Annotated in this window: 18 protein-coding genes; 9 read left to right on the plus strand and 9 right to left on the minus strand. The window is 32.4% G+C overall.

The window, feature by feature from the left end; genetic code table 11:
• Window positions 1–8 precede the first annotated feature (8 nt).
• Both CVD18_RS06580 and CVD18_RS06585 read left to right on the plus strand, forming a co-directional pair.
• On the plus strand, window positions 9–902 hold the full coding sequence (locus CVD18_RS06580; protein ID WP_103864651.1) for a patatin family protein: 894 nt from the start codon (window positions 9–11) through the stop codon (window positions 900–902).
• A gap of 1 nt (window position 903) precedes the next feature.
• Complete coding sequence (locus CVD18_RS06585) at window positions 904–1,827, plus strand: patatin family protein (protein WP_103864652.1); 924 nt, start codon at window positions 904–906, stop codon at window positions 1,825–1,827.
• Between the two features lie 12 nt (window positions 1,828–1,839).
• Here the strand turns inward: CVD18_RS06585 and CVD18_RS06590 are convergent, their stop codons facing one another.
• The 7 genes from CVD18_RS06590 to CVD18_RS06620 form a co-directional block, all read right to left on the minus strand.
• The gene (locus CVD18_RS06590; protein ID WP_103864653.1) at window positions 1,840–3,684 is read right to left on the minus strand and encodes a type II CAAX endopeptidase family protein; all 1,845 of its coding nucleotides are present in this window, start codon (window positions 3,682–3,684) and stop codon (window positions 1,840–1,842) included.
• 7 nt (window positions 3,685–3,691) lie between these two features.
• On the minus strand, window positions 3,692–4,210 hold the full coding sequence (locus tag CVD18_RS06595) for a hypothetical protein (RefSeq protein ID WP_103864654.1): 519 nt from the start codon (window positions 4,208–4,210) through the stop codon (window positions 3,692–3,694).
• A 32-nt stretch (window positions 4,211–4,242) separates the two neighbouring features.
• A complete protein-coding gene (locus tag CVD18_RS06600) occupies window positions 4,243–5,817 on the minus strand; it encodes an FMN-binding glutamate synthase family protein (RefSeq protein WP_103864655.1) in 1,575 nt (524 codons plus the stop codon).
• 11 nt (window positions 5,818–5,828) lie between these two features.
• Window positions 5,829–7,124: an amidohydrolase gene (locus CVD18_RS06605; protein WP_103864656.1), complete on the minus strand. Its 1,296-nt coding sequence runs from the start codon at window positions 7,122–7,124 to the stop codon at window positions 5,829–5,831.
• Between the two features lie 5 nt (window positions 7,125–7,129).
• On the minus strand, window positions 7,130–7,669 hold the full coding sequence (locus CVD18_RS06610; protein ID WP_103864657.1) for a DsrE family protein: 540 nt from the start codon (window positions 7,667–7,669) through the stop codon (window positions 7,130–7,132).
• Window positions 7,670–7,806: 137 nt separating this feature from the next.
• On the minus strand, window positions 7,807–10,653 hold the full coding sequence (locus tag CVD18_RS06615; RefSeq protein WP_103864658.1) for a PKD domain-containing protein: 2,847 nt from the start codon (window positions 10,651–10,653) through the stop codon (window positions 7,807–7,809).
• A 238-nt stretch (window positions 10,654–10,891) separates the two neighbouring features.
• A complete protein-coding gene (locus CVD18_RS06620; protein WP_233194491.1) occupies window positions 10,892–11,179 on the minus strand; it encodes a hypothetical protein in 288 nt (95 codons plus the stop codon).
• Window positions 11,180–11,539: 360 nt separating this feature from the next.
• On the opposite strand from CVD18_RS06620, the gene CVD18_RS06625 reads away from it, so the two are divergent.
• Together CVD18_RS06625 and CVD18_RS06630 are read left to right on the plus strand one after the other, a co-directional pair.
• Window positions 11,540–13,870 (plus strand): ATP-dependent helicase, encoded by a 2,331-nt coding sequence (locus tag CVD18_RS06625; protein WP_103864659.1) that lies wholly within the window; start codon window positions 11,540–11,542, stop codon window positions 13,868–13,870.
• A 41-nt stretch (window positions 13,871–13,911) separates the two neighbouring features.
• A complete protein-coding gene (locus CVD18_RS06630) occupies window positions 13,912–14,532 on the plus strand; it encodes an L-threonylcarbamoyladenylate synthase (RefSeq protein ID WP_103864660.1) in 621 nt (206 codons plus the stop codon).
• A gap of 37 nt (window positions 14,533–14,569) precedes the next feature.
• Here CVD18_RS06630 and CVD18_RS06635 read toward each other — a convergent pair whose 3' ends face one another.
• Window positions 14,570–15,295, minus strand: coding sequence for a phytanoyl-CoA dioxygenase family protein (locus CVD18_RS06635; RefSeq protein ID WP_103864661.1), 726 nt, complete (start codon window positions 15,293–15,295; stop codon window positions 14,570–14,572).
• Between the two features lie 92 nt (window positions 15,296–15,387).
• On the opposite strand from CVD18_RS06635, the gene CVD18_RS06640 reads away from it, so the two are divergent.
• The 5 genes from CVD18_RS06640 (at window position 15,388) to CVD18_RS22960 (ending at window position 18,835) form a co-directional block, all read left to right on the plus strand.
• Window positions 15,388–16,245 carry an AraC family transcriptional regulator gene (locus CVD18_RS06640; RefSeq protein ID WP_233194492.1) on the plus strand — a complete coding sequence of 286 codons (858 nt, stop codon included), beginning with the start codon at window positions 15,388–15,390 and terminating at the stop codon, window positions 16,243–16,245.
• Window positions 16,246–16,511: 266 nt separating this feature from the next.
• Window positions 16,512–17,303 (plus strand): arylamine N-acetyltransferase, encoded by a 792-nt coding sequence (locus CVD18_RS06645; protein ID WP_103864663.1) that lies wholly within the window; start codon window positions 16,512–16,514, stop codon window positions 17,301–17,303.
• Between the two features lie 27 nt (window positions 17,304–17,330).
• Window positions 17,331–18,137 (plus strand): VanW family protein, encoded by an 807-nt coding sequence (locus CVD18_RS06650; protein ID WP_103864664.1) that lies wholly within the window; start codon window positions 17,331–17,333, stop codon window positions 18,135–18,137.
• Window positions 18,138–18,195: 58 nt separating this feature from the next.
• Complete coding sequence (locus CVD18_RS22955) at window positions 18,196–18,354, plus strand: hypothetical protein (RefSeq protein ID WP_199185048.1); 159 nt, start codon at window positions 18,196–18,198, stop codon at window positions 18,352–18,354.
• A 106-nt stretch (window positions 18,355–18,460) separates the two neighbouring features.
• Entirely contained in the window at window positions 18,461–18,835 is a 375-nt protein-coding gene (locus CVD18_RS22960; protein WP_233194493.1) for a YciI family protein, read from the plus strand.
• Window positions 18,836–19,169: 334 nt separating this feature from the next.
• On the opposite strand, the gene CVD18_RS06660 is transcribed toward CVD18_RS22960, so the two are convergent.
• Entirely contained in the window at window positions 19,170–19,826 is a 657-nt protein-coding gene (locus CVD18_RS06660) for a hypothetical protein (protein WP_103864665.1), read from the minus strand.
• Window positions 19,827–20,296 lie beyond the last annotated feature (470 nt).

The following is a 20,296-nucleotide window of genomic DNA, read 5'->3' on the forward strand; positions in this document are numbered from 1 at the left end:
TATATAATATGCGCGCATTGGTGATTTCTGGAGGCGGTAGTAAAGGAGCTTTTGCAGGAGGCGTTGCACAATATTTGATTCAGGATTTAGGTAGACAATATGATTTGTTTATGGGGACATCTACTGGAAGTTTGTTGGTATCTCACCTTGCAATGTCAAAAATAAAAGAGATAAAAACTTTTTATACATCAGTAAATCAATCTTCTATATTCAGAAACTGTCCATTTACCATAAAAAAGAAAAGATGGTATACTAGTATTAATATCAATCATTTTAATGTACTACTTAATTTAATTAGAGGTCAAAAATCTTTTGGCGATAGTAGAAACCTTAGGGATTTAGTAGAAAATGCCATTTCAGAACCTTTTTTTGAAGAATTAAAAAACGGAGATAAAGATATAATTATCACAGTAACCAATCTATCTACAAATGAAGTAGAGTATAAATCTATAAAAGATTGTGAGTATCAAGATTTTTTGGATTGGATTTGGATATCTTGTAATTACCCGCCCTTTATGAGTTTGGTAAGAAAGAATAATTGTGATTATGTAGATGGTGGTTTAGGATCTATGGTTCCAATAGAAGAAGCAATAAAGAGAGGAGCTACAGAGATTGATGTTATTATTCTAGAAACTGAAGTAACTCACCTAAATCGTATGCCTACAAAAAACCCTTTTTCTTTGATTACAAATATGGTAGACTTTATGATGGATAGAATAGAGCATCAAAATATTAGAATAGGTAAGTTCAAAGCTATGGAGCAAGATGTTGCTATAGATTTATATTACACACCTACTGTGCTCACTACCAATTCATTAATTTTTGATAAAGAAAAAATGACGCAATGGTGGACAAAAGGTTATAACTTTGCAAAGAAAAAAAACGTTTCGAACCCATTATAATATGCGAGCATTAGTAATTTCAGGAGGAGGTAGTAAAGGAGCTTATGCTGGTGGTGTAGCCCAATATTTAATTCAAGAACAAGGTAAAAAATATGACCTCTTTCTCGGAACCTCTACAGGTAGTCTTTTAATCTCACAATTGGCGTTGGGTAATATAGATAAGATGTATGATATCTATACGAATGTAAATCAACATACGATTTTTAATGTAAACCCTTTTGTTGTTAGGAAAAAAGGAAATAGAGAATTTGTATCTATTAATTTCTTTTCATCTTTATGGCAGTTTATAAAGAAGAAGCGCACTTTTGGAGAAAGTAAGAATTTAAGAAAAGCAATTAGAAGAAATTTTTCTGAGGCAGAATTTAGATTGGCTAGAAAAAAAGTGGACGATGTTGTGGTGACTGTTTCTAATCTTACCAAAAATACGACAGAATATAAATCGATTAATGATTTTTCTTATGAGGATTTTTGTGATTGGATTTGGATATCCTGTAATTATGTTCCTTTTATGAGTTTGGTAACCAAAGACGGATGCGAGTATGCAGATGGTGGATTTGGGTGTATGGTGCCTATTCGAGAAGCGATAAGAAGGGGAGCTACAGAGGTAGATGCAATTATTTTGGAATCAGAGAATATGGAGCACAATAAAGTATTGGGTAAAAATCCATTTTCTCTTATGGTAAACCTATTTAGTTATATGTTGGATCAGGTAGAAGGACATGATACCGTATTAGGTAAATTAGCTGCGATCAATAGAGAAGTACCTCTCAATTTATATTATACACCATCTAAACTTACCGAAAATTCATTAGTTTTTAATAAAAAATTGATGAGTAGTTGGTGGCGACAAGGGTTTGAATATGCTGCTAACAAAGCAAAACTTGCAGAGGAAAACAAAATCAAGGATATAGATATGGCAGGGTAAAAGAGAAATAATTTATAAACCTCCTTTTGATATCATTATAGAAATAGCGAGAATATTATTTATAGAATGAAATATAATTCCTGGGAGTAAACTACCAGATTTTTTTCTTAAACTACCTACAAATAATCCAAATATAAAGAATACAGGAAATAAAAATAAGTCTCCATGTACAGTAGCAAATAATAAAGATTGTAAGACATTTGCCCAGTTAAAAAAAATATATTTTCTACAAGAATCAAGGATAACTCCTCTAAAGATTAACTCTTCATAAATAGGTACAAGAATTCCTATCAACAGATAACCAGTGCCATTGCCATAATTAGATAAAAGTGCCAAAATATCCTCTCTAGTAGATAATAATATATTGGGTATAGAAGTAAGGTCTTCTATTGAGATATCAAAAATACTCATCCCAACTCTGATATAAATTACCGAGATAATTTTAAAAAGAATAAAGTAACCTATTGCGGTAAGTATGCTTTTACCAATACTCCAGTGTTTTAGAAAAAAAACTTTGATATTGGTTTTATTCAACGTAATAAAACTAAAAACAGCAGCTGATAAAATAAAAATAAGAGTGCTTAGTCCAAGTTTTTGATCATTTATTGATTCATCATCATATTCTGTCCAATTAATCCATGAATTTAAAGCTTCTGGCTCGACTAATAAAGAAGCAAATGAAGCAAGTAGAAAGCCAGAACTAACAATCCAGAAACTTTTCAGTCCCCAAGTATAATCAGTAGATGGTGAATGATTAATGATTTTCCATTTATGGCCTATAAAATAAACAGGCAATATCCAGATAGAGGGTAAGATAATGAATAGTAGAAATAGTAGTAATAAACTTGATAAGCCTAAAATATCATGAATTTTCCAAGATAAGAAAGGATGTGTAAAAAAAAGTTTTAAACGATAAATGCATAAAGGGTCCATAGCATAACCATTATCTCTATATGCATTGTAACTATCAATACAATCATCACTGTTTTGAAACTTTAGATCGTGTAAAAAAAGATTGAGTTGAGCTGCATCGTTATTCCAGTTATTTATCGTGTCAGCAACCAAATATTCTCTTGCTAATGTATACTCTTCTATTCCTTCTAAAGTTTTAGCAAGTTTAGCTTTATTATTATAAGTAGAATCGATTGCATTAATTTTTTTATAAATGGATAGTGCAGTGGGATAGTCTTCTAATTTCAATATTAAATTTGCTCTTTGGTTAAGTTGCCAGACAGATGTTGTACTATCGATGCCATTTTGTAAAGACTCTAAGGCTTCTCCTTTTTTTTCTAAAGAGATTAGTATCTTAGAATATTGTAGTATTGAAGTGTATTTTTTATCATAAGAAATAGCTTTCTTTATATAGGTATATGCATTTTCAAAATCATCATTATCATAATTATTTATAGCTATTTCGTAATATATAATTCCAAGATTTTCAGAACTCCAAAGCTCAGGAGTTGTTTTGATAGATTTTTCTGCTTTTTCAAATATTTTTTTAAGTTCATCTCCCCAAGTAAAAGAAGTATGAAAAACTAATACGTCAGGATGATTAGGATATTTATTTAATAAAGCAGTTGTGATACTATCAAAATACTTCTGATTAGGGTTAGAGTCTTCATATTCATCATATTGAGCAATCCGAATAAATTTACATTTTTCTATATGCGTTAGGATATCATTTGGATGTTTTTGAAGATAAGTATCAAATGTATCAAGAATATCATTATAGGTTTTAGTCTCACTATGTTTAAGTTTTTCAAGAAAAAAATCGTGTTTTAATTTTTTGCTTTGCGCATTAATATTAATGCATATAAAAAGATAAAATAGGAAGAAAAAAGGGAGATGATATTTCATTTATGAATTACAATATATCACTAATTTCATTTTTGACAAAAGCTAGTGCAGCATCACTAGGAGCTCCTTTTTCTACAAGTTCAGTAAGAATTATTTCTCGCATTTTATCAGCAGAATCAACTGATTCTTGAAATGTTGTTTTTCTAATCAGAGAAATAGTAGCATTTTTAGCAGCTTTAACAGTATTCCAACATTCATCAGACACATAAATTTGTTGTGTGAGATTATGTTCAAACTCCTGATCGATTGTATTGATCAATAGGGATTCGTAATTATTTTTATCTTCTCCCACAGGAGCCATTCTGGTCAATAATTTACCAGGAGAAATTCTTTCTAAAAATAGAACGATACGTTCATATGCTTGAATTTTTAGTGGTAGCGCTTGTTTTTGATTTTCTCGATGCAAAAGAAATCTACGTCGTCGCTCTTCGTTTGTAGTGTGAAGTTTAAAAAAATAGACAGCAAGTAGCGTGACTAATATTGCTGGAATTAAAGAAATAATTAATGGTATAATTTCAATTTTCATTCTTAGGGTATAAAATTATTTTGTTAATTTGGTTATTCTGAGATTTGTTTGATATAATTTCCGCCAAGATACGTACATTCTTTTAAATCTTGAGTACATGTATATTCAACAGGAGTTTTTGTGTATTTAAAAGATGCTTGTAGTGTTTTTGTTAGTTCACCATCATCTACATTGAGATCTATATCTTGCATAGTAAATTGACAAGGATGCTCATAGCCAGAGGCATGAGTGATCTCTGTAAATTCTTTTCTAAATGTTTTAAAATACTGTGCCAAGCGATCTGATTTTATAGGAGTATTGATCCCTTTTTGTAACCATTTACTTTGCGTTGCTATACCACTAGGGCAATGGTTTGTATGACATACTTGAGCTTGTATACAGCCAATACTCATCATCGCTTCTCTAGCTACATTAATACAATCAGCCCCCATTGCAAATGCCATTGCTGCTTTTGCAGGAAATCCAAGTTTTCCACTACCAATAAAAACAATACGTTCGGTAAGGTTATGTTTCTGAAAGATTTTATAAACGGCAGTAAAACCATATACCCAAGGTAATGATACGTGATCTGCAAAACTAGGAGGGGCCGCTCCTGTACCTCCCTCACCACCATCAATAGTGATAAAGTCGGGCCCTCTGTTGGTCTCGACCATTAATTTTGCAAGAAGCTCCCACTGTTCTGTTTTTCCTATTGCCGCTTTTATACCAACTGGCAAACCAGTTTCTTGAGCAATATCCTCTATAAACTGTAATAATTCTGGTACGTTGTTGAAAGCCTTATGAGAAGAAGGCGATAACACATCTTTACCTATTTCTACACCTCGTATTTTTGCTATTTCAGGTGTGATCTTAGCACCAGGGAGTACACCTCCTTTTCCTGGTTTTGCTCCTTGGGATAATTTGATTTCTATAGCTCTTATAAAAGGGTTGTTAGATACAAGCTCTTTTAGTTTTTCCATAGAAAAATTACCATCTTTATCACGCACTCCAAAATATCCAGTTCCAAAATGAAACATAACATCTCCACCATTACTGTGATAGGGAGAAAGCCCCCCCTCACCAGTGTTGTGATATGCATTTGATTTTTTAACTCCAATATTTAGTGACTCTACAGCTTTTGCAGAGAGAGAACCAAAACTCATAGCAGAAACATTGATAACAGATCCTGGGCGATAGGGTTTTGCTCTTTTGTTATAGATACCCATTACTTTTGCACAAGGAAGAAAAGATTTATCCTCTCTATTAGGATGATCTTTATCCATCTTGTATGGTATCATACAGTTTTTTATAAAAATATGCTGGTGCAAATAAATATCTCGATCGGTACCAAAACCTTCATAATTATTTTCATTTTTTGATGAAGCATAAACCCATCCTCTTTCAATTCTATTAAAGGGTAGTTCTTCTCGATTATTAGCAACAAAATATTGCCGTATTTCGGGACCAATACTTTCTAGAAGATATCTTAAATGTCCGATAATCGGAAAATTATGACTTACAGTATGTCTACGATTGAAAAAAATATCACGGATTGCAATTATAGCTAATCCAATAATGATCCATATCCACCAGGATATAGATCCAAAAAAATTAAGGGCACTTTCCATTTTTATAGTATCTATGGTATATTAAGGTAATCAATAGTTAGTTGAGACATTACTTTAACTCCAAGCAATAACCCGTCCTCATCAATATAAAAATCTGGCGTATGATGAGCAGCAGATTTGTGTGTTCCAGGTGTTTTTCCCCCTAGAAAGAAATAAAACCCAGGGACTTTTTCTTGAAAATACGAAAAATCTTCACCACCAGTAGTGGCTTTTGCTAAAATAACATTTTTTTTACCTGCAACGCCTTGTATGGTAGGTAACATTTTTTTTACAAGATCGAGGTCATTATATGTTATAGAAGTATTATTCTGAAAAGTAATGGTGGCATCACCTCCATAAGCTTTTGCAAGCGCAGGAACCATTTCATTCATACGACGTATGATATGTGATCTCATTTCTGGATCTAAAGTACGAACAGTACCAATCATCTCAGCACTCTCAGGAATGATATTAAACCGTACTCCACTTGTGATTTTTCCTACTGTGATTACCGCAGCCTCTTGTACAAGAGGTGTTTCTCTACTGATAATTGTTTGTAAACCATCAATGATTTTAGCAGAAATAAGAATGGGGTCAACTCCAGACCAAGGAGCAGATCCATGAGTTTGTTTTCCTTTTACATTAATAACAAAACGTTCTACGGCAGCCATTGTTCCTCCTGGTTTATAACGAATTTTCCCTACTTCGGTTCCAGAGTTAATATGTAATCCAAAAATAGCATCTACATCAGGGTTTTTCAATACTCCTTCTTTTATCATTAATTTGGCACCACCTTCTTCTCCTGGGGGTGGACCTTCTTCGGCAGGCTGAAAAATGAATTTAACAGTTCCGTTTATTTTATCTTTATGTTTGGCAAGTACTTCTGCAACTCCCATTAGTATCGAGGTATGAGTATCATGTCCGCAAGCATGACTTACCCCAACTTCTGCATCTAGAAAAGTAGTTTTTACAGTAGACTTAAAAGGAACATCTGCTCGCTCAGTTACTGGCAAGGCATCTATATCAGCTCTTAGTGCAACTGTTTTTCCTTCTTTTCCTCCTTTGAGGATGGCAACTACTCCTGTTTTAGCAACATTTTCAGTTACTTCTAGTCCAAGGTTTTTAAGGTGTTTGGCAATTTTTTTTGCAGTCTCAAATTCTCGATTTGAAAGCTCAGGGTTTTGATGAAAGTCACGCCTCCATGCGATTACTTTAGATTCAATTTCATTTGCTGATACATTAATTTCTGGATCAATTTGTTGCGCGTGAGTAGTGCAACAAATTAATAGAGTAAGAAATAGAGAAAATGGTTGTATTTGTACTTTCATCAGATTCAAAAATTAATAAGACGGTAGTTATTGTTTTGTAATTGTACTAATGCTGTCATTGCTGATAAAGCGATCTGTATTTCAGGAAGAATATCTTTTTTAGAAATATTATAATACGCTGCTGTTTGCCCACATAAAATAATTTGCACTCCTTTTTTTGCCAAATCAGAAATAAGTAGCGTATTTGGGTTGTCAATATTATATTTAGAAGCATATTCAGCATCTGTTAGAATATCAAATGCGGCTGATCCATGAATGACCATTGCAACTTTCAATTTCTTTTCTGGTACTCCTGCGTCTACATGCATGTTGAGATATCTTGCAGCCGTATTAATAAGAGGGTTTACCTTTGTGCTGTCACCAAATGTTCGACCAATATCAAAAACAACTTTTAAATCTTGTTGTATATTAGTCTTAAAATCTGGATTCGTTACAGAGTAAGTCTGTCCATACTCTGTTATAACCGTACCTTTTTTAGTCTTTTGTTGCGAAAAGCTAAAAATGGGAAACAGGATAAAGATATAAAATACGCTATTGATGTTCACTCGTTGAATTTTTGTTTTTAAAGATATTCAAAAATCTATTAATTGAAAGTTAAAATACAAATATGCTTTGTTTTAAGATATAAAAATAAAGCATATCGCCAGATTATGGAGATATGTTTTATGTTATGAGTGTTTTTTTATTCTCTAATTAATTTTCCAATAGACTTATTATTCATAAGAATCATGTATAATCCATTTGCTAGTTCAGAAATATCCACTTGAGCAGTAGGAGGAATGTCTATAATGACTTGGCCTCTTAGATTTACAATTCTTAAAGAGTAATTATCCGCAGTGATTCCTTCTATATGTAGCACATCTCCATCATATACAGGATTTGGGTAATAGATAAAAGTTCTATTTTCACGACCAGTATTAAGAAATGTCTGATTTACATTAAAGGCTTTAGAGGTTACATGGCAGCCAGTTTCATTAAATACATCTACAATATATTCTCCAACTTGTTGAGGTATATGTTCAGATCGATTTGCTCCATCTATAGCAATTCCTTGACGGTACCATTGGTAAGAAGAAAAAAGATCAGGAACCATTAGTTTTTGATTATTTACCGTTATTGATGGTGTCTCAGGATTATCTGATACATTTATTTTTACTTCTGTTCTTGTTGTAATACAATTACCATTTACTCCTTCTACATAATAGGTAGTAGTAGTAGCTAATGCTGGGGTCTCATAGATTCTTCCAGAAGCAATACTGGTCCCTCCAGATGGAGAGTTATACCAATTATATTGACTATTACCTGATAAAGAAAGGGTTACGGATTCTCCTTTGCATATATTTTGATTGCCTATAACGGGTTGTTCAGGGCTTGGTGATACAATTACTTGTACTTCTATTCTTGAGGTAGTACAATTACCAAGTACTCCTTCTACATAATAGGATCTGGAAGCCTCAAGAATTGGGGGAGTATAGGTTGTTCCAGAAGCAATGATTGTTCCTCCAGTAGGCGAATCATACCAATTATATTGACTAGTACCAGATATAGAAAGGGTTACAGATTCTCCCTTGCATATTCTTTGATTAGACACAACAGGTTGTTGTGGGCTTTCTGTTACTGTTACGGTTACTGCAGTTCTGGTTTCTGTAATACAGCCACTGATTACTCCTTCTACATAATAGGTTCTATTAGATGTAAGAATAGGAGTTTCAAAAGTAGCCCCAGAATTTATACTGCTACCTCCTGTAGGAGTAGTATACCATTTGAAGTCACTATTTCCTGTTGCTGTAATAATTCCTGATTTTCCACTACAAACCTGTTGATCGGTAGCAATGGGCTGATTAGGAGATGCTATATTTATTGTTTTACTTATCGTATTATCACCAGACTCATTTGTAGTGGTAAGCGATATAGTATATCTTCCTTTTGTAGAATAGGTGTGCGCTGGGCTCTCAGAAGCAGAAGTAGTACCATCACCAAAATCCCATAAATATGAAGTAATTCTATTGGTAGATCTATTTTGAAATTCAATTGCCAAACAATTAGGAGTTATTTCAAAATCAGATAAAGGAGGGTTTTTATCATCACCAGGGGGATAACTACCAGATATAGTGTAATTACCTAAAGAGGCATAATCAGAATATCCATTATTAACGGTTCCTTCACCAACACCATCAATTTCTATATAATAAATACCTTCATTAAGGTTTTGATTGATAGATGCGCTAAGCCCTGCGGGGTTAGAAACAGCAACTTCTTGTCCTAATTCATTTAGAATTTTGGCTTGTATATTTAGATTTGGATAGTCAGGGTCGGGTTCAAAATTAAAAGAAACATTACCTGTTTCTATTGCAAAAGAGAACATATCTTTATCTTGTCTAGTACTTATTAAACCAAAATTTTGGTCAGCACTTACTTGTCCAGATGGAGCTACTCGTATTGCCGTAGCATCATCGATAAGATCTCCATGATCATCATTTTGAAAACCAACGCCGTTTCTATTGCCAGAAATAATAGCAATATCGTCTTGTGTGTTTGTAGCGGTAGCATATTCTCCGCTACTCCATTGACCGATTTCTCTATCAACACTCCATCCCATAATTGGGCTCCATACACCATGACCATCATAATATTCATCATTAGGAGCACTATCATGTGATAAACCTAGGGTATGCCCTACCTCATGGGAACCTGTTTCTCCAGCAGCTCTGGTGCCTAGATTATATATCCAACATGGGTTATCTACATTTGAAGAAAATGAATTTCGATAAGCAACACCTCCAGCTTCAGGAGCGGCATCATTTGTTGGCGTAAAAATACACATCATTCTTCGGTTTACAGGAGCAGCATCAAAAAGGTCTCTTCGTGTAGTTACGTTAAGGTTAAATGGGCGAAAATCTTCAGCCATTATTTTCCATATCTCAGTTATTTTTTGGTCAGTAAAATTAGGAGATTGTGCATCGATAGTAGCTCCACCAAGCCACGAGGTATTAGATACTCGTTCTCCATCAAAATCAAGATAGATAATACCAGGAGCATCTGGTAAACTTTCTAATTGCAATAAAGTTTTGGCTACAGAAGCATGTTCCGTTTTGGCTTCATTAGAACTTACTTTTTCATAATTAACACATAAGATTGAATTGATATCACTTTCTTTTACATATACCTTGCCATTGGCCTCATTAGAATATAAAGCATACGCTTTTTTATCATTATATAGTATGATAGTACCTTCTAGTTTATTATTCTTTCTTGTGAAAGAAAAAGTAGAAGATTGCTGATTGTTCACATTTCCTATAAGAGAAAGACCAGTATCAGTTTGCTTTTGTACATTAAGTTTGAAAGAAAAAGATTGTTCATTTCCTATCGTAATAGGAGCAGATTTACTTTGTTGTGGATTTGTAAGACTATTTACGAAGCTTTGTTGGTCATTGGATATCAGATATGATTTTTGAGATTGACCATAGGTAGTTACTCCAGCTATAGCAATAGTAGCTGTGAGAAAATACCGTAGTAATTTTCTTTTCATGTTGAGTTTGATTGTTAAGTATTTATTTCGACTGTGACGTATTAAATTTTAGTATTTCAAATTTATTGTGAGTTTTAATTAATGATAAGGTGAATGTTTGGATGTAAAATTAAAATAATTTAGACGTATTTTATGTTAAAAATACGTCTAAAGTCATAAGTTTTCAGAATTTAAAATTCTATAAACTTAAAATTAACTATATCTTATGAATATAGTAATGATTATTATAAGAAGAACATTATAAAATGCTTATGATTCTTTCTAATGGTATGATGGTTGATTGCTTAAGAATAACTTCTTTGTCAGTTATTCCCCATATAGTAGTTTCTACTTTTTTGAGTCCTGTATCATCTACAAAAACAATTTTTACTTTTTGATGCTCTAGATTTCCTAAAGAAAGCGCTCTTTGTAACTCAAGAAATCGATCAATTTGATCTTTTCTTTTATCTAATACATCGTTTTTAGGGAATTTCAAAAATTTAATTTGTTCTTTTTGTACCACTTGTACATTCATGTTTGGGGTCATAAGTGTTAAGTTTTGTTAGATTTTTAATTTTGACTAAAAGGAGTGTTACTCTTTTTTGTTTTGCTAAATATAGTGTATTTTGTCTTAAAAAATTGCATTTAATCTATGTTTTTTGAATTGAAACTTTTAAAAATGTAAGAATATGTTGTTTTTGTTATATTGTTTGTAAAGGGAGTAAATGGGGATTGTTCTTTTTTTTAGAGTAAATAATAGTGGGTTGAAAAATCTATAGATGACAAGTTTTCAGAAATAATATAGCAATCAAAAGTTGTTGACTACGATTTGTTTACAAAAAATCTACACTCTACTTCCATAACCGTAGTTCTTTCCTTAAATTTCGCCTTTAAATTATTTATTACTTTGGAAGAATATATAGCAGAGTTGAATGACGCCCAGAGGGCTCCTGTACTTCAGATAGAAGGCCCTATGATTGTTATTGCAGGAGCAGGTTCAGGAAAAACGCGAGTACTTACATATCGTATTGCTTATTTGATGCATAAGGGAGTAGATTCATTTAATATACTATCTTTGACATTTACCAATAAGGCAGCGCGAGAAATGAAAAAGCGTATCGCTGATATTGTTGGTTCTAGTGAGGCCAAGAATTTATGGATGGGAACATTTCACTCAATTTTTGCCAAGATACTTAGGTTTGAAGCTGATAAGTTGGGATATCCGTCTAATTTTACTATTTATGATACACAGGATTCTCAGCGATTAATTGCCTCTATTATCAAAGAAATGGGGCTTGATAAAGATATCTATAAATACAAGCAGGTAAATTCACGTATTTCATCATACAAAAACAGTTTGATAACTGTAAAAGCATATTTTAAGAATGCAGAATTGGTAGAGGCAGATGCTATGGCAAAACGCCCTCGTATGGGAGAAATCTATGAACAATATGTGGAACGTTGTTTTAAGGCAGGTGCGATGGATTTTGATGACTTATTATTGAAAACTAATGAATTATTGAATCGTTTTCCAGAAGTTTTAGCAAAGTATCAAAATAGATTTAGATATATTCTGGTAGATGAGTACCAAGATACAAATCACTCACAGTACCTTATTGTACGGGCATTATCAGATAAGTTTCAGAACATATGTGTGGTAGGTGATGATGCACAGAGTATTTATGCCTTTCGTGGTGCGAATATTAATAATATTCTGAATTTTCAGAGGGATTATGACAATGTACAACAGTATAGATTAGAGCAAAATTATAGATCTACAAAGAATATTGTAGAAGCGGCAAACTCTATCATAGATAAGAATAAGACCAAGCTAGATAAAGTGGTATGGACTGCAAATGGTCCTGGACCCAAAATTTTGGTAAATCGTTTGGTGACAGATGGAGATGAGGGAAGGTTTGTAGCGAGTTCTATTTTTGAAAACCAAATGCAACACCAATTAGGTAATGGTAAATTTGCTGTATTGTATAGAACCAATGCACAATCAAGAGCTATTGAAGATGCATTGCGTAAAAGAGATATTAAATATAGAATTTATGGAGGATTATCCTTTTATCAAAGAAAGGAAATCAAAGATGTATTAGCATATCTGCGGTTGGTCATTAACCCAAAAGATGAAGAAGCGTTAAAACGAGTAATTAATTATCCAGCCAGAGGTATTGGAATTACTACTGTAGATAAATTGATAGTCGCTGCTAATCATTATGATCGCTCTATTTTTGAAGTTATCGAGAACTTGGATCGTATTAATCTAAAAATTAATAGTGGTACCAAAACGCGATTAGAAAACTTTATAATGATGATCAAAAGTTTTCAGATAACGAATGAAACATCTGATGCTTTTATATTGGCAGAAATGGTGGCCAAGAAAACGGGATTATTACAAGAACTCAAAAAAGATGGTACGCCAGAAGGGATTGCTCGTATAGAAAATATAGAAGAATTACTTAATGGGATTCGAGATTTTGTAGAAGGACAAAAAGAGTTGGCAGATGTAAGAGGGGCATTAGCCGAGTTTTTAGAAGATGTAGCCCTTGCGACAGATTTGGACCAAGATACAGGAGATGATGATAGGGTGGCATTGATGACAATTCACTTAGCCAAAGGGTTGGAATTTCCTTATGTGTATATTGTAGGGATGGAAGAAGACCTTTTTCCTTCTGGGATGAGTATGAATACTCGAAGTGAGCTAGAGGAAGAACGACGTCTGTTTTATGTTGCATTGACACGTGCAGAAACACAAGCATATCTTACATATACCCAATCTCGTTATCGATGGGGTAAATTGGTAGATGCAGAACCTAGTAGATTTATAGAAGAAATCGATGAGAAGTACATAGAATTCCTAACTCCAATGGAGAGTTATAGATATAAACCATTGATTGATTCTGATATTTTTGGAGAAGTAGATAAAAGTAAACTAAGGCTTAAAAAACCTATAACAGGGTCGCCTCCATTAGCACATAAACCTACAGAAGAGCAATTAAGAAAACTTAGAAAACTAAGGCCAGTTACTAATGAAACAACTGGGCAAACAGTTCCTACGAATAATGTTGATGAAAATCTCTTACCAGGAACAACGGTAGAACATATGAGATTTGGTAGAGGAAAAATTTTAAAAATAGAAGGAACAGGTCAAGATAAAAAAGCAGAAATTCATTTTGACAAAGGAGGAATAAAAAAGTTATTACTTCGTTTTGCTAAATTGAAAGTTTTATAAAAATTATTTATCCCTAATAGTATACCGTATACCCCTTTGATATGGCAGAGTTTGTAAAGTTATATAATGAGAACCCTAATCCTAGAGAACTACAGCGAGTTGTAGATTGTTTACGAGGTGGTGGATTGGTTATTTATCCAACAGACACAGTCTATGGATTAGGCTGTGATATTAGTAATAATAGAGCATTAGAACGTATTGCACAAATCAAAGGGGTAAAATTGGCAAAAGCTAATTTTTCATTTATCTGTAAAGACCTGAGTAATCTCTCAGATTATGTGAAACAAATTGATAACGCCGCTTTTAAATTGCTAAAGAGAACACTTCCTGGAGCTTATACTTATATTCTGCCAGGGAATAATAATCTACCTACGGTATTCAAAAAAAGAAAAACAGTTGGTATTCGTGTTCCCGATAATAATATTTGTACGGCTATAGTACAAGAATTAGGAAATCCAATTGTTTCAACTTCTATTCATGACGAAGATGAAGTAATAGAGTATACCACTGACCCAGAATTAATATTAGAAAAATGGGATAGTTTGGTTGATATGGTAGTAGATGGAGGATATGGTGATAACATACCATCTACAGTAATTGATCTTACTAGTGGTGAACCAGTACTCATACGAGAAGGTAAAGGGAGTATAGATATTATTTAACTATAATCCATCTTTAAAAACAAAATAAAGATTAGTATTATGAACGCTTTTTACGTATTCCCGTATGATCCATACCTTGTTTTCTCTCTAGTTCTATCATCTTTTTTGGTCTAAAATTTAAAATCAAAGCCCTTCTTTGACTATCAGTAGTATTACCTTTGCTATAATGTAAAGTAAAACCATCATGAAAAGTGCATCCACCAATATCTAGAGGAATAGATGTTGCTTCACTAGTATCTGTCTTACAGTACAATGCGCCTCCATTGGGTAAATTGCTATGTTCTAGAACGTTTTGATTATGAACAGAAAGAAACCACATACATCCATTATCCTCATATACTTTATCTAGAGCTATCCAACAACTCACTGCTCTTTTATCTGGTAAATCAATCCAATACGCAGCATCTTGATGCCAAGGAGTGGGTGTCTCTGTATGAGGAGCTTTGTTGATAAGCATATCAAAATCTAGTTCCATATCATCACCAAGAAGATCTTTGGCCTGTTGTAAGGCTTTGCTATAAGCAATATGTTTCAATAGTTGAGGTTCTATAAGACTAGGTCTCATTATTTGAGTAATTCTTTCTGTCATTTTTGTATTGGTTTCGTTTTGTCCCGCTAAATCACTTCGTAAATGAGCCGTTTTTTTTGTATCATTCAGTAGATGATTATAAATGCCCAGTAATTTCTGTGCAGAATCAATATCAAAAAGACGATCTACTTTGGTAAAACCATTTTTTAAGAAATCAGTTTTTATAGTGTTCATAATTAGGTGTTTATTTTTATCCAAAGATCAGTAAATCATTTTAGTAAATCTTCTAAATTTGTACTACCTTACTTTTTTATACAAATATTGATATGAATTCAGAAGAGCGTATCGTGCATTTTCTACCAGATTATGGGATCAACAGATGTTTGCAGTTTGGGTATTATAAATATTCTAAGGTTGGTAAGCAGTTGCCAGTACATCAACATATAGATAGTATAGAGATTTGTTTTTGCATAAATGGAGAGCAACACTATCAAGTCAACGATGAGCTTTTTAAGTTAAATGGAAATGATATTCTTATCATTCCTCCTAATGAAAATCATAGTACAGGTGATTATCCAGAGGATAAAGGAGAATTGTTTTGGTTACAAATTACCTGTTCTGATGGAGAAAGTAGTTTTTGCAATTTACCAGAAGAACATTCCTTATACCTTATCGATGCATTAGAAAAAGCTTCTAAACAAGTTTTTAAAGGAGCATTTCAGATAAAATTTATGCTTGATGGATTATTAAATGAATTAGAAACAAGTGATGTAACCTTATCCAGAATATATATAAACCAACTTATCATACAGATAGTATTAGAAGTCATTCAGCTTTCAAAACAAAAACAAGAGTATTCTCCACGACAAAAGCTTAATCTCATTGATGAGTTTATCATAGACAACATGCATCGCATTGTTTATGTAGATGAATTAGCAGTTATTTCTGAAGTTTCGGTTGGTTATTTCAAATCATGGTTTAAAAATACGGCAGGAATTCCCCCAAAAGAATATGTAAATAGATTAAAAATTGAGCAATCAAAAATTGACTTGCTTACAAAGGAAAATATTACTACTGTAGCGTATGACTTGGGTTTTAGTTCTTCGCAATACTTTTCTACTATTTTTAAAAAGTTTACTGGCTATACTCCAAAATCTTACATTTCTTCAAAAGAGAATAGCTGATTGTTTAAAACACAATAAAAAAGACGGGTTTTCTAGCTACGAAAAAAAATATTATCTATTTTTGATGGATATTGGATACAGAGAAAACAATTGTATAAAACTGAAACCAGATGGAAATCATCTTTCTTCTGGGCATATTTTTTTGATCAAGAAACAGTTTTACACACTTCAAACTTTGATTAAACCCCCACCTATCTAAACAGTTACTATTCTGTCAATCCATTTATCATAAGTGTTTGCTAAATAATTTTACTAAGCTGTGATTTATGAATATAAATACATATTTAAATAGAATTGAATATATAGGTACTACAAAAGCAACTTTGGAGGTGTTGAATAATTTGCATACCTGTCATTTATTACGAGTTCCTTTTGAGAATTTAGACATTCATTATAGAACACCGATTCTTCTGGATTTAGAAATGATATATAACAAAATTGTAATCAAAAAAAGAGGAGGGTTTTGTTACGAACTCAATGGGTTGTTTTTTGAACTGTTACAAAATTTAGGATTCAATGTAAAAAGAGTATCTGCAAGAGTATATAATAGTACAAAAGATGTATATGGAGAAGAATTTGATCATATGGCGATCATTGCAGAGATAAATCAAGTAGAATACCTGGTAGATGTAGGGTTTGGGGAGTTTGTTCTTACACCTTTGAAACTAGAAATTAATAGTATACAAACAGATAGTAGAGGATATTTTATCATAGAAAAATATGATAATGAATATTATAAGGTTTCAAAATTAGTTAAAAATAAAAAAATACCAGAATATATTTTTTCTAAAAAAGCTAGAGAAACAGAAGCATTTAGAGAAATGTGTAACTATCATCAAACAAGTTCAGATTCTCATTTTACACAAAAAAGGCTAATAAGTAAGCTTTTGATGAATGGTAGGGTAACAATCTCAGGTAATAGTATTAAAATTACAGAAGAAGGAAAAGAAGTTTTACATCAACAATTTAAGAATCACAAAGAGTATGCTGATCACCTCTTAGAACATTTTGGACTGAATGATAAAGCTATAATCTCTACTACAAAAACAAGTTTTTAAAATAATAAATTATAAATAAAGGATAGTTTGAACGAAATAGAAAAACCCAAAAATAGAAGTCATTTAAGACAGTTGCTAGGAAAAGAATATTTTATTTTAAAACGCAGGCTACATTGGGTTTTTGGTAAAAAAAAGTTTTCAAAACAGCAAAACACAATAGATTTTAAACATTCTGTGTTTAAGCACCAATCTTTGATCTTAAGACCACTCAAAGATGTAGATATGTATCTTCAAGAAAATAAACGTACTAATCTTGAATTAGCAATTAAGCATATAAATGGAGTAGAAATAAAACCTAATGAATATTTTTCTATATGGAAACTGGTAGGCAGACCCACAAAACGAAAAGGATATTTAGAAGGTTTGGTTTTAAAAAGTGGTAAAATAGATAAGGATATTGGAGGAGGATTGTGCCAATTAGGAAATCTTCTTTTTTGGGTTTTTGCTCATAGTCCATTAACCGTTAAAGAACGATACCGACATGGTTTTGACGTTTTTCCAGATGTAAACCGTAAAGTTCCTTTTGGGGCAGGGGCAACGTTATCATATAATTATATTGATTTACAGATAAAAAATGAAACCAATAATAGTTTTGTGATTAAGTTATGGCTGGATGAAACTCATCTTAATGGAGAGTTATTGTCTAAAGAAAAAATGAATGGATCATATAAAGTAGAAGAACGGAACCACCAAATTAAACAACAACTTTGGGGGGGATATTCAAGACATAACCAAATATTTAAAATTTGTACCACTGAAACATCTGAAACAGAAGAAATGATAGTAGAAAATCATGCTATTATGATGTATGAACCACTTCTTCCAAAAAGATAAATTAGACTGTACCCTTTTTTGATTGATAATATCTAAATGCTAAATAAACTTTATTACTATGAATGTTCCAATACCAGGAAAACCAGTTAGAGGTTCTCAATCGGGAAAACCAATAATGGCACTTTTTGATTTGTTAGGGAGACATTGGTCTATGAATATCCTTTGGTGTTTAAAAGAAAACTCTCAATCATTTAGTGAATTAGAAAAAAAAATGTAATGGGATTCCGCCTACTACGCTTAATACGAGACTAAAAGAACTTCAAAAAACATTTATTATAGAAAAAGTTGTTGATGGGTATGCTTTGACAAAAATAGGTGATGAGATGTTTGATCTTTTTGATCCTCTGAGAGTATGGTCTGAGAATTGGAAAAAAAATTTAACTAAAGAAACAGTATACATTATGTTTATTATCAATTTTAATTTTATTAAATCAATTGAAGAGGTTAATACTATTACAGAAGTACATAGAGAGTATGTATCTAAACAGTATGAAAATGATATTTTTATCATTGGTGGCCCAAAAAAACCACGTGATGGTGGTATAGTGCTTGCACATTCTTGTTCTGAAAAAGAATTGCGAACTATTCTAGATAATGATCCTCTCATACTTAATGAGTTTGCTCATTATAGCTTAACAGAATTTAATCCAATGATGGCTACCAAAAAATTAGATTCTTATATTAATAAGCTGAGGTAATACATCTTTTATCTTTATTTGAAATAGAAGTATGGTGAGAAAGATGAAAACATACCGATAATAAAAATGGTATTAGAGGAATGTTCTATTTTTTCTAATTAATATACAATTACAAGAGATTGTTGCTTATTAAGTGAGGTTTAATATTCTTAGACTTGTTTTGGAATTAAGGGGTTGTTTCAAACGAATACTTCGTGGGATTGTCTTAGCGTAGCCTATTCAAAGTAGGAGTAAACCACTAGGCAGTATCCAAAATTTTGTATAAACAGAATTTTGGATACTATTTTTATAATCAGTAGTTTTTTACCATCAAGTAAAACACATAAATATTAGTTTACATGTCTTGAGGAGTAACTAAGAGGACTTCTACACTTCCTCCTCTTTCTGAGCGTTGTACATTACAAATTCGCTCTGTTTGCGCAGGCCCCGTAGGTAAACTTGGACAAGGAGGATTACCTATTAATTGAATGCAATCTGTGCAATTTACAGGATATACCCCAGGATTACCTTTGTTCTCTTGCAATCCTCGGTTATAGATGGTATCAATAGGAGTTTTGACAGGGCCATAGTTCCACCCCAAATCTTTATCAACTTTCATCATCATATAACAATTGACGCCATTTACACAACTGATATCAAAGGCTTCAAAGCAAGGTTCAAGTGGGTTTAATGTAAATTCTGCAATATTGGTTCCTGTTTTTCCCATATGAAAACTAGCATTGGGTACAGGGCATTGCGGTTCGATATAAAAACCAATGTTTCCACTAAAACATTGACCTTTGGGGTCAAACTCTTGTGATTTTTTTTTCTCTAAAATAAACTTTCCCCTCAAGGAATTTACTTTTTCAAGAAAACTAAAATCATCAACACTTACTGGAATAGGGCAGCATTGATTGGTGCTGTTTTTTGCTGCAAAAGTTACAAATACCTCTACAGCGGCATCGGTTTGGTTGGTGACAGTTAATTTTGTGTAATTTGTTGTAATACCCATTATAATATGATTTTTGATTTGTAAGAAGTATGCTAATAGTACAAAGAATATTTGACGTCAATAAGAGTATAAATACCTGTTTTTAGGAGTATTTTTATCCATTTTATCGTAATTATTATGAGGTATAACCATAGTACGTATGGTTTCTGTCTTTGATACGATCAAAAATTAAGTAAGAAGTAGTATCAAATTATAAGTCATTTAGTAGCCTTTAATTTGATGATTTTTAGGTAATAATGTATAATTTATTTGATATAGGTAGTATGTTATATTGAATGATTAGAAGAAGTTTTCAATTGTGTTTTATATACTAGCTGTGTATCTGTATCAAGAATTAGAAGTCCTTGATTCACAGTGTCTAATTGTTTTATTAGGCTCTAGTTTATAATTGCGTTGATATTAGTTTTTGATATTGTGCTTCGATATTTCTGTAATTCTTTATAGCGTTAACATCTAGGACAGTTTTTTGT

This window comes from Aquimarina sp. I32.4 (assembly GCF_002924285.1).
Taxonomy (GTDB): Bacteria; Bacteroidota; Bacteroidia; order Flavobacteriales; family Flavobacteriaceae; genus Aquimarina.